This window comes from Propionivibrio sp. (assembly GCF_017995515.1).
Classification (GTDB): Bacteria; Pseudomonadota; Gammaproteobacteria; order Burkholderiales; family Rhodocyclaceae; genus Propionivibrio.
Genome location: NZ_JAGOIT010000114.1, coordinates 1 through 9,801, shown reverse-complemented (window position 1 = coordinate 9,801; position 9,801 = coordinate 1). Strand labels below are relative to the sequence as shown.

At 61.8% G+C, this 9,801-nt stretch carries 9 protein-coding genes; all 9 read right to left on the bottom strand.

Annotation, left to right across the window (positions count from 1 at the left end; genetic code table 11):
* Positions 1–7: 7 nt before the first annotated feature.
* A complete protein-coding gene (locus KBA32_RS14775) occupies positions 8–520 on the bottom strand; it encodes a glutaredoxin family protein (protein ID WP_294360431.1) in 513 nt (170 codons plus the stop codon).
* 15 nt (positions 521–535) lie between these two features.
* On the bottom strand, positions 536–2,593 hold the full coding sequence (locus tag KBA32_RS14770) for a M3 family metallopeptidase (protein WP_294360429.1): 2,058 nt from the start codon (positions 2,591–2,593) through the stop codon (positions 536–538).
* A gap of 71 nt (positions 2,594–2,664) precedes the next feature.
* Positions 2,665–3,603, bottom strand: coding sequence for a phosphoribosylaminoimidazolesuccinocarboxamide synthase (locus KBA32_RS14765; protein ID WP_294360427.1), 939 nt, complete (start codon positions 3,601–3,603; stop codon positions 2,665–2,667).
* Between the two features lie 271 nt (positions 3,604–3,874).
* The gene (fba, locus tag KBA32_RS14760) at positions 3,875–4,939 is read right to left on the bottom strand and encodes a class II fructose-bisphosphate aldolase (protein WP_294360426.1); all 1,065 of its coding nucleotides are present in this window, start codon (positions 4,937–4,939) and stop codon (positions 3,875–3,877) included.
* 122 nt (positions 4,940–5,061) lie between these two features.
* Complete coding sequence (gene pyk / locus KBA32_RS14755) at positions 5,062–6,504, bottom strand: pyruvate kinase (protein ID WP_294360423.1); 1,443 nt, start codon at positions 6,502–6,504, stop codon at positions 5,062–5,064.
* A 70-nt stretch (positions 6,505–6,574) separates the two neighbouring features.
* On the bottom strand, positions 6,575–7,357 hold the full coding sequence (locus KBA32_RS14750) for a hypothetical protein (RefSeq protein WP_294360421.1): 783 nt from the start codon (positions 7,355–7,357) through the stop codon (positions 6,575–6,577).
* A gap of 272 nt (positions 7,358–7,629) precedes the next feature.
* Entirely contained in the window at positions 7,630–8,766 is a 1,137-nt protein-coding gene (locus KBA32_RS14745) for a sodium ion-translocating decarboxylase subunit beta (protein ID WP_294360418.1), read from the bottom strand.
* A 147-nt stretch (positions 8,767–8,913) separates the two neighbouring features.
* Positions 8,914–9,303 (bottom strand): acetyl-CoA carboxylase biotin carboxyl carrier protein subunit, encoded by a 390-nt coding sequence (locus tag KBA32_RS14740; RefSeq protein WP_294360416.1) that lies wholly within the window; start codon positions 9,301–9,303, stop codon positions 8,914–8,916.
* 35 nt (positions 9,304–9,338) lie between these two features.
* The gene (locus tag KBA32_RS14735; protein ID WP_294360414.1) at positions 9,339–9,659 is read right to left on the bottom strand and encodes a hypothetical protein; all 321 of its coding nucleotides are present in this window, start codon (positions 9,657–9,659) and stop codon (positions 9,339–9,341) included.
* Positions 9,660–9,801 lie beyond the last annotated feature (142 nt).

Genomic DNA, 9,801 nt, shown 5'->3' with positions numbered 1-9,801 from the left:
GCGAGCCTCATTCGGCGAATGCACCCGAGGGCTTGGCGCCGAAGGGCGCCGTTTTGGGATAGCCCGCCAGATCAAGGAGGTTGTTCCAGGCGCCCGATTCGAGGCCGCGGAATTTCTGCTGACCAACGGTCAGGCTCGGAACCATGACGTCCTTGCTGCCCATCTGCTTGGCGAATTCGGCCTGGTCTTCTTCGGTGTTGAGCATTTTCTCGGTGAAGGGAACGCCGCGCTGGTTGAGCAGTTCCCGCGCTTGCGTGCAAGCGTCGGTACAGCTCGCCGCCGTGTACAGTGTGACCGGATACTTCCCGGCTGCCTGCCGCGTGGCATACGGAACCTGCGGCGTGGCGCCGCCGGCTTCGCTGCCGAGCTTGACGACGCCCGGCGTTCCCGGCGGCGGTGGCTGGTCCGAGTACACGGTCTGTCCGCTGACCTTGTCGACCCAGCGATAGGTGGCTTGCGCACTGGCGAGCGAGGTCGCCGCGAGCGCGGCCGCGAGAAACACGAGATGCAGTCTGTTCATGGTGGACCCTCCGAATTACGCAGGGATCATACCACTGTGCCGGAGCAGCGCATCGACCTCGGGATCGCGGCCGCGGAAGGCGCGGAAGTTCTCGAGCGCGGGGCGCGCGCCGCCCGTCGCGATGATCTCCTTGAGGAAGCGTCGGCCGGTCGCCGGATCGAAGGGATTGCCCGCTTCCTCGAACGCGGCGTAGCAGTCGGCCGAGAGCACCTCGGCCCATTTGTAGCTGAAGTAGCCGGCGCCGTAACCGCCGGCGAAGATGTGCGAGAAGCTGTTGGGGAAGCGATGCCACTCGGGCGGAACGATGACCGCGACTTCGCGCCGCACTTCACCCAGTAGATCGAGCACGCTGGCGCTTCCTGCGGGGTCGAAATCGCTGTGCAGCAAAATGTCGAAGAGCGAGAATTCGAGCTGGCGGACAGTCTGCATGCCGCTCTGGAAGTTCTTGGCGGCGAGCATCTTGTCGAACAGTTCGCGCGGCAGCGGCTCGCCGGTATCGACGTGCGCCGTCATCTGGCGGACGACGTCCCACTCCCAGCAGTAGTTCTCCATGAACTGCGACGGGAGCTCGACGGCGTCCCATTCGACGCCGTGGATGCCGGAGACGCCGAGTTCGTCGACCTGCGTCAGCAGATGGTGCAGCCCGTGTCCCGTTTCGTGGAAGAGCGTGATCACGTCGTCGTGGCTGAAGGTCGCCGGCTTGTCGCCGACCGGGCGCGAGAAGTTGCAGTTGAGGTAGGCGACCGGTGTCTGGATGCCTGCGACTACTCTCCGGCGCGTGATCGCCTCGTCCATCCAGGCGCCACCGCGTTTCGTCTCGCGCGCGTAGAGGTCGACGTAGAACTGCCCGATCAAGGCGCCGTCCGGCGTTTCGATGCGGAAGAAGCGCACGTCCTCGTGCCAGACCGGCGCGCTGTCGGGCTTCAAGCGAACGCCGAACAGCGTTTCGACGACGTGGAACAGGCCGCCGAGCACCCTGTCCTCGGTGAAGTAGCGCTTCACTTCCTGCTCCGAGAAGGCGTAGCGGGCCTGCAGCAGCTTTTCCGAGGCGAAGCCGACGTCCCAAGGTTCGAGCGTGTCGAGTCCGAGTTCGCTGCTCGCGAATGCGCGCAATTCGGCGATGTCCTTCTCGGCGAACGGCTTGGCCTTGACCGCCAGATCGCGCAGGAAGGCGAGTACTTGCGGAACGGACTCGGCCATCTTGGGCACGAGCGAAACCTCGGCGAAGTTGCCGTGGCCGAGCATGCGCGCTTCTTCCTGGCGCAGTTCGAGGATCTTCCGGATCAGCGGCGTGTTGTCGAGCTCGGTTGGACCGAATTCCGCGGCGCGCGTCGCGTAGGCGCGATACATCGTGGCGCGCAGTTCGCGGTCTTCGGCGTATTGCATGACCGGGAGGTAGGACGGCATGTGCAGCGTGAATTTCCAGCCGGGTTTTCCGTCCTTTTCGGCCGCTTCGCGCGCGGCCTGGCGCACGTCGTCGGGGATGCCGGCGAGCTTGGATTCTTCGGTGGCGAACTCGGCGAATGCATTGGTCGCGTCGAGCAGGTTCTCCGAGAACTTCGCCGAGAGGCTGGCCAGTTCTTCCGAGATCGCCTGGAAGCGCGGTTTCTGGTCTTCCGGCAATTCGGCGCCGGACAGGCGGAAGTCGCGGATTTCGTTGTCGACGATCTTGCGTTGCGCCAACGTCAGCGTCTCGTATTCTTTGCTCTCGCGGATGGCCCTGTACTTGGCGAAGAGCTTGAGGTTCTGGCCGAGTTCGGCGAAGAAGCGTGACACCTCGGGCAGCATGTTGTTGTACGCTTCGCGCCATTCCGGGATGTCATTGACCGAGTGCAGATGGCCGACAACGCCCCAGGCGCGCGACAGCTGCTCAATTTCGTCAGCGAGCGGTGCGGCGAAGGTGCTCCACGTGGCAGGAACCGCGTCGGACGTCAGACGTTCGACCAGCGCCCGGTTGTTTTTCAGCAGGCGTTCGATCGCCGGTTGGACGTCGGTCGACTTGATCGCGTCGAAGCGTGGCAGGCCGGTGAAGTCGAGCAGGGCATTGGTGGAGGCGTCGGGTCGTGCGCTCATGTTGGGTCTTCCAGAAATGGACTGGGCGGCCGCAGCCGCCCAGTGGTTGGTTTGTGTGTTCGACTCTCGCGTCAGAAGGCGAGTTTCATCCCGGTCAGCTGTTCATACGCTTCGCGGTACTTGCCGCTGGTACGAACGATGACGTCCGCCGGCAGGCTGGGGCCGGGCGCCGTCTTGTTCCAGTCGAGCGTCTCCAGATGGTCGCGCACGTACTGCTTGTCGTAGGACGGCGGGTTGCTGCCGACGGCGTAGGCTTCCATCGGCCAGAAGCGCGACGAATCGGGCGTCAGGGCTTCGTCGATCAGGTGCAGCGTACCGGTGCTGTCGACGCCGAACTCGAACTTGGTGTCGGCGATGATGATGTTGCGCTTCAGCGCGTAGTCGGCGGCGGCGGTGTACAGCGCGAGCGCGGCGTTGCGGGCCTCGGTGGCGATCTGCGCGCCGTTCTTGCCGGTGCCGGCGAGGATGCCGGAGAGCGCGGCGCCGCAGTCGATCTGCGCCTGTTCGAAGGAGATGTTCTCGTCGTGGTCGCCCTGCTCCGCCTTCGTCGCCGGCGTGAAGATCGGCTCGGGCAGCTTCTCGGCGAGCTTCAATCCGGCCGGCAGCTTGATGCCGCAGACGGCGCCGGTTTCCTTATAGTCCCTCCAGCCGGAGCCAATCAGGTAGCCGCGCACGACGGCTTCGATCGGCAGCGGCTTCAGGCGCTTGACTACCAAACCGCGGCCGCGTACCTGGTCGCGTTCCTCTGGGGCAACGACGGACTCGGGGTCGATGCCGGTCAACTGGTTGGGCAGGATGTACGAGAGCTTATCGAACCAGAAATTGGCGAGCTGCGTCAGCACCGTGCCCTTGCCCGGAATCGGATCGGGCAGGACGACGTCGAAGGCGGACAGGCGGTCGCTGGTCACGATCAGCAGCTTGTCGGCGTCGATGGCGTAGATGTCGCGCACTTTGCCGCGGCCAAGAAGTTGCAGGCTCTTGATGGTCGATTCGAACAGGGCTTGAGTCATGATTCTGATCCGTAACGAGAATTGAACAACGGTAGCGTGGGGGATGACGAGCTAATCGTCTGATCGGGCACGGAATTATAGGGCATATCGGGGATGTCCATGCCGTCTGCCGGGTGGGCCGATCGGCGTTCCGATCAGACGTGCTTGCGCGCATTCGATGGGTTGTGCGGGGCAAAGTTGCATCGATTTTGCGTTGCCTCGATGAAGAAAATGCCGCGATGCCCGGTGGGCGATCGCGGCATTGTCCGATCGAACGACTTGAACGAACTGCTTAGCGGACGACCTGGTCGAGTTCGCCCTTCTTGTACCGCTCGGCCATCTTGTCGAGCGGGATCGCCTTGATCTTGCTGGCTTGTCCGGCGGCTCCGAAGGCTTCGAGGCGGGCGCGGCAGACCTTCTTGGCGGCTTCGCGGGCCGGCTTGAGGTAGTCACGCGGATCGAACTTGCCGGGGTTCTCGACGAAGTAGCGGCGGATCGCGCCAGTCATCGCCAGGCGGATGTCGGTGTCGATGTTGACCTTGCGCACGCCGTACTTGATGCCGCGCACGATTTCCTCGACCGGTACGCCGTAGGTTTCCTTCATGTCGCCGCCGAATTCGCGGATCTCGGCGAGCAGTTCCTGCGGCACCGATGACGAGCCGTGCATGACGAGGTGGCAATTCGGAATGCGCTCGTGGATTTCACGGATGCGGTCGATGGCGAGGATGTCGCCGGTCGGCTTCTTGGTAAACTTGTAGGCGCCGTGGCTGGTGCCGATGGCGATCGCCAGCGCGTCGCAATTGGTCTTCTTGACGAAGTCGGCGGCCTGCTCGACGTCGGTCAGCAGCTGTTCGCGCGTCATCGTGCCTTCGGCGCCGTGGCCGTCTTCCTTGTCGCCCTTCATCGTTTCGAGCGAACCGAGCACGCCGAGTTCGGCTTCGACGGAGACGCCGATCGAGTGCGAGAACTCGACCACTTTTTGCGTCGTGGCGACGTTGTAGTCGAAGGAGGCAACGGACTTGCCGTCGGCTTCGAGCGAGCCGTCCATCATCACCGACGAGAAACCGGAGCGGATGGCGGCCATGCAGATCGCCGGCGACTGGCCGTGGTCCTGGTGCATGACGACCGGAATGTTCGGATAGGCTTCGATGGCGGCGAGAATCTGGTGGCGCAGGAAGGCTTCGCCGGCATACTTGCGGGCGCCGGCCGACGCTTGCATGATCGCCGGTGCGTCGAGTTCGCTCGCGGCTTCCATGATCGCGATGACCTGCTCCATGTTGTTGACGTTGAAGGCGGGCAGGCCGTAGCCGTTTTCCGCGGCGTGGTCGAGGAGTTGGCGTAGTGATACGAGTGGCATTTGATTCCTCCGTTGGGCTGATAGAACGCTGCAAAAGTGGGCCGCAAAGACCGGCCCGCCAAACGCAGTATTTTAGCGCGAAGATGACGAGGGGGTGGCGCGATGTTCCCCCTCGAAGGCTATCAGCCGCGCGGCGGCAGTTGCTCGCCGACGCGAACGATGGTCAGCGTGTTGGTGCCGCCGGTATGGCCGCGCTTGTCACCGTAGCAGAGAACGATCAGGTCGCCCTTCTTGACGACGCCGGCCTGGATCAACCGTTGCTCCGCGTCGTAGCGCATGCCGTCGCGGTCCTTGGCAACGTCGTCCTTCATCAGCAGCGGGAAGACTTCGCGGTAGAGCGACATCTTGGTGAAGGTCGCTTGTTCCTGCGTGAGCGCGAAGATCGGAATCCCGCAGTTCAGGCGGCTCATCCAGAGTGCGGTCGAACCGGACGAGGTGAACGCCGCGATGGCCTTGACGTTGAGGTGGTAGGCGGCGAACAGCGCCGACATCGCGATCGACTGGTCGATGCGCGTGAAGTTGCGGTTGAGGAATTCGCGATCGAGCGAGATCAGCATCGATTTGTCCGCCGCCAGACAGATACGCGCCATCGCTTCGACCGTCTGCACCGGGTAGTTTCCGGCGGCCGTTTCTGCCGAGAGCATCACGGCGTCGGTGCCGTCGAGGACGGCGTTGGCGACGTCCGAAACCTCGGCGCGGGTTGGTGTCGGCGCGTGGATCATCGATTCCATCATCTGCGTCGCCGTGATCGCCAGCTTATTCCGTTCGCGGGCGAGACGGATCATGCGCTTCTGCAACGCCGGCACGGCAGCGTCACCGACTTCGACCGCCAGGTCGCCGCGGGCGACCATCAGGCCGTCGGAGGCGTCGAGGATCTCTTCGAGCGCGGCGACGGCTTCGACGCGTTCGATCTTGGCGATCGTCAGCGCTTGGCCGCCGCAGGCAATCATCAACTGGCGCGCCATGTACATGTCCGACGCGCTCTTGGGGAAGGAGACGGCAAGATAGTCCGCACCGATCTGCGCCGCCGTCTTGATGTCGTCCATGTCCTTGGCCGTCAGCGCGGGGGCCGACAGGCCGCCACCCTGGCGGTTGATGCCCTTGTTGTTCGAGAGCGGGCCGCCGTGCAGGACGACCGTGTGGATTTCCTGATCGATGACCTGGCGGACTTCGAGCACGATGCGCCCGTCGTCGAGCAGCAGGATATTGCCGGTGCTGACGTCCTTGGGCAGTTCCTTGTAGTCGAGGCCGACGCGCTCCTGATTGCCGAGTTCGCATGCTGCGTCGAGGATGAAATGATCGCCGTTCTCGAGCGCGATCTTTCCTTCCTCGAACTTGCCGATACGGATCTTCGGTCCCTGGAGGTCGGCCAGGATGCCGACCGGGCGGCCGACGCGTTCGGAGATGCTGCGGATGGTACTGGCCAGGTTGATGTGGTCTTCGGCCTTGCCGTGCGAGAAGTTGAGGCGAACGACATTCACACCGGTCTTGATCAGGGTTTCGAGAACCTGTGGATCGCGGGAAGAAGGGCCAAGGGTGGCGACGATTTTGGTATGGCGTGTCATGAAAGTCCTCTGTGTATCTTGCCCTTTCCGGGCGAATTATGTGTTGCGGTGTATTCGATTGCGGTAGGCGCTATAGGTTCGCCGAACGCCACCATTGATTGTGGTCTTCGCGCAGTTCCTTATGGCTCAGCATCGGGTAGAAAGCGAACTCCTCGCCGTTGCCGACGTAGAAGCCCTTCTTGACCATGCGGTAAGGGAACTCCAGCGAGTGGACGCGGTGCACCATCTTGCTGTCCTTGGTGCTTGGCTGATCATCCGAGCGCGGCTTGAGCGTCATCAGGGCCTCGCGCAGATGGTGGATGAAGGAGTAGGGCAGGTCGTTGGCCTTGCCGTTTTCGGGATCCTTCGCCAGCTCATCGAGTTCCAACTCGACAAAGACGAGCGCGGGGAAGCGGATGAACTTCGTCGGGTTAAGCGTGACGCTATCGTAAAAGTCATACGGCTCAAGGTTGCTCACCACCAGACTGTTGATCGGGGAGAGATCCTGGTAAAGATGCAGGCACGGCGCCTTCTCCGGCGTCGGCTCGCCGCGCCCGATACCAAGCGTGTGCCCGTAGGCAGTCGTCAGATACAGCTTGCCGAGTGCGCTGACCGGCAAATGCTCGAGAACGCGGTAAACCGAGACATAGACGGAGTGCTTCGGCGTTCCGTCGGCCGCCGGGACGCAGCGCGCGACGGCAGTGTCGATATCGAAGTAGTCACTGCGGAAATTCGGATCGACTTCAAAGAACAGGCATTGACCCTTCGATTTGTACCCACTGCCGGTCGCATAGTACTGACCAAACTGTTCCGGCGTCAGATTGGAGGCAATCAGCGCTTCCGGGATGAGGGAAAAATAGAGATAGACGGTCATGACGTTTCTCGTCCTCCATGAATAAATTGCAGTCTCCGGCCAAAAAAAACGGCCGGCGGGTTGGGTCAATTGCGGCCGAGAGCGGGGAAAACTCTCGCTTGATTATAGGTGCATGACCAGGGGATGTCAGGGTGCGTGTCGAACCGGAGCAGAGAATCTCTCGGTCGCACTGACGAGAAAGGCGGCGATTGCTCGCCGCCTTTCTGCGGTCTCGTGAGCCTGGATCCAATCGCGCATCGGCGATTGGATCCAGGCTCAAGCGTACAACCCGTCTAGCGCAAGAAAGCGATGAACGTCCCGGCGATGATCGCCGAGGTAATCACACCGCTGATGTTTGCACCGAGCGCCTGCGGAAGGATGATTGCGCTGGGATTGGCTGCCGTTGCAATCTTCTGCACGATCTTCGCCGTCGTCGGGACGCAGCTGACACCAGCGATCCCGATGACAGGATTGAACTTGCCGCCTGTAGCGAAATACATCACATAACCGCCGATGATGCCGCCGACGGCAGAAACGAAGAGCGCCAAGATGCCCAGCAGCAGCAACTTGAGGACTGTCGGCTCCAGCAACGTATTCGCTTCGCACAGAACGCCGAGCGTCAAACCGAGGAAGAACGTCGCACCGTAGAGGAAGGTCTCGCTCAACAGGTTGGAAAAGTTCTCCAGACCGCTTTCACGCACTGCGACGCCGACGAACAAGGAGAAGAAAAGCGGCGCTGCAACCGGGAACAGCAAGCACAGCAGCGTACAGGTGACGACGGCGAAGATCAGCTTTTGCGAACGGGTGATCGTCGGACCTCGGTCATTGGCCATGCTGATGCCGCGCAGCTTTTCCGGGATCAGCCACTTCGCCAGATACGGATAGCCGCCGTAGGTCAGGCCAAGGTAGAGATAGCCGACGACCGTGATGGGCACGAACAGATGCTTTGCCAGGACGAGCGATGTGAACAAGACCATCGGGCCGTCCGCGCCGCCGATCGTTGCCGCGGAGGCGGCTTCCCCCGGCGTCAAACCGAGTGCGATTGCGGTCGGATAAACCACAAACGTTCCCAGTTCGGCAAACAGGGCGATGATCATGCTCTGGAAGGGGCGCGCCATGATGTAACCGACGTCCAGCAGGACGCCGATGCCCATGAACACGAAGCAGGCGATCAAGCCGTTGCTGAAGGTCAATGTAAAGACGGGTTGCAGCCAGTTGATCTGCATGATGTTGACCAGATCATTGACGTCAGACATCAAGGGGTCAACGAACAGCGTCCCCATCTTGCCGGCTTCGAGGAACATTACGCCGGCATTGATCGACGACATGCCGAGACCCATCGGGATCATCAGCAGCGGCTCCAGAACATTGCGGGAACCCAGGTAGATGAGTAGGAAACCGAGCAGCATCAGAAAGATGCGCCCGATCATGATCTTTGGTTCGGATGCGACCAAAGTTGCGATGCCTTGAAAAAGGTCGAGAAAACTTATGGCTTCCATGCGTTTGGACCAGTCTCCGGCGGCCGAGGCCGCCTGATGTGTTGATTAATCGGCTTTGCGTTGTCGCAAAGACGGCGATTACGCGATCGTCAGCAGGACCTGTCCGGCTTCGACCGCATCGCCGATGGCAACGCACACCTTGGAAACCTGACCCGAACGCGATGCCATGACCGGCACCTTCATTTTCATTGCTTCGAGTTCGGCGATCTTGTCGCCTTCGTTGACCTGCTGGCCTTCCTTGACCATCACGCCGGAAACCACGCCACCCATCTGGGCGCATTGATCACCCGCACCCGCCGGGGCAGTCGCCGCGGCTTTCGGTGCGGCAACCGGCGCTGCTGCAGCGGGGGTGACCGCGGCCGGAGCAGGTGTGTAATTCGGCATGATGGCGGACGTTGCGGACGTCAGTTCCTCGACGACGACATCGTAGTTGGTTCCGTTGACGGCGATCTTGAAGACTCTTTGCATGATGTGATTCCCTTATTGAATACTTGAATATTTGATTAATGTCTTGGCTGGTGCGAGTGCTGAGCGCTGCGGCCGGTATGGGCCCAGGCGCGTCCGCTCTCAGCAATGTGCAGAACGCGATGTGGTCCGAGCGCTGCGGCGAGCGCTCCCGAGATCACGGCGACGACTTCGGCAGGAACCCCAGCCTGTACGGGTGCTGGCTTGACGCTTGCCTGTTGCGGTACAACGGCGGCGGCCGGCTTCTTGACGCTGCCGGTGACCGCGACCAGGACCTTGATCAAAACGGCAACCAGCATCGAAATGACGATGGCGATACCGTAGATTTGCAGGGCTTTGGCGATGGCTAGACTGACCATGAGATGTCTGCTCTCCTGATTAAAGCGGCATATTCCCGTGCTTCTTGCCCGGACGGAGTTCGCGCTTGCCGAGCGTCTTGCGCAAGGCGATGGCGATCGTCGAACGGGTATCACACGGCTCGATGACGTCGGTGATGTAGAA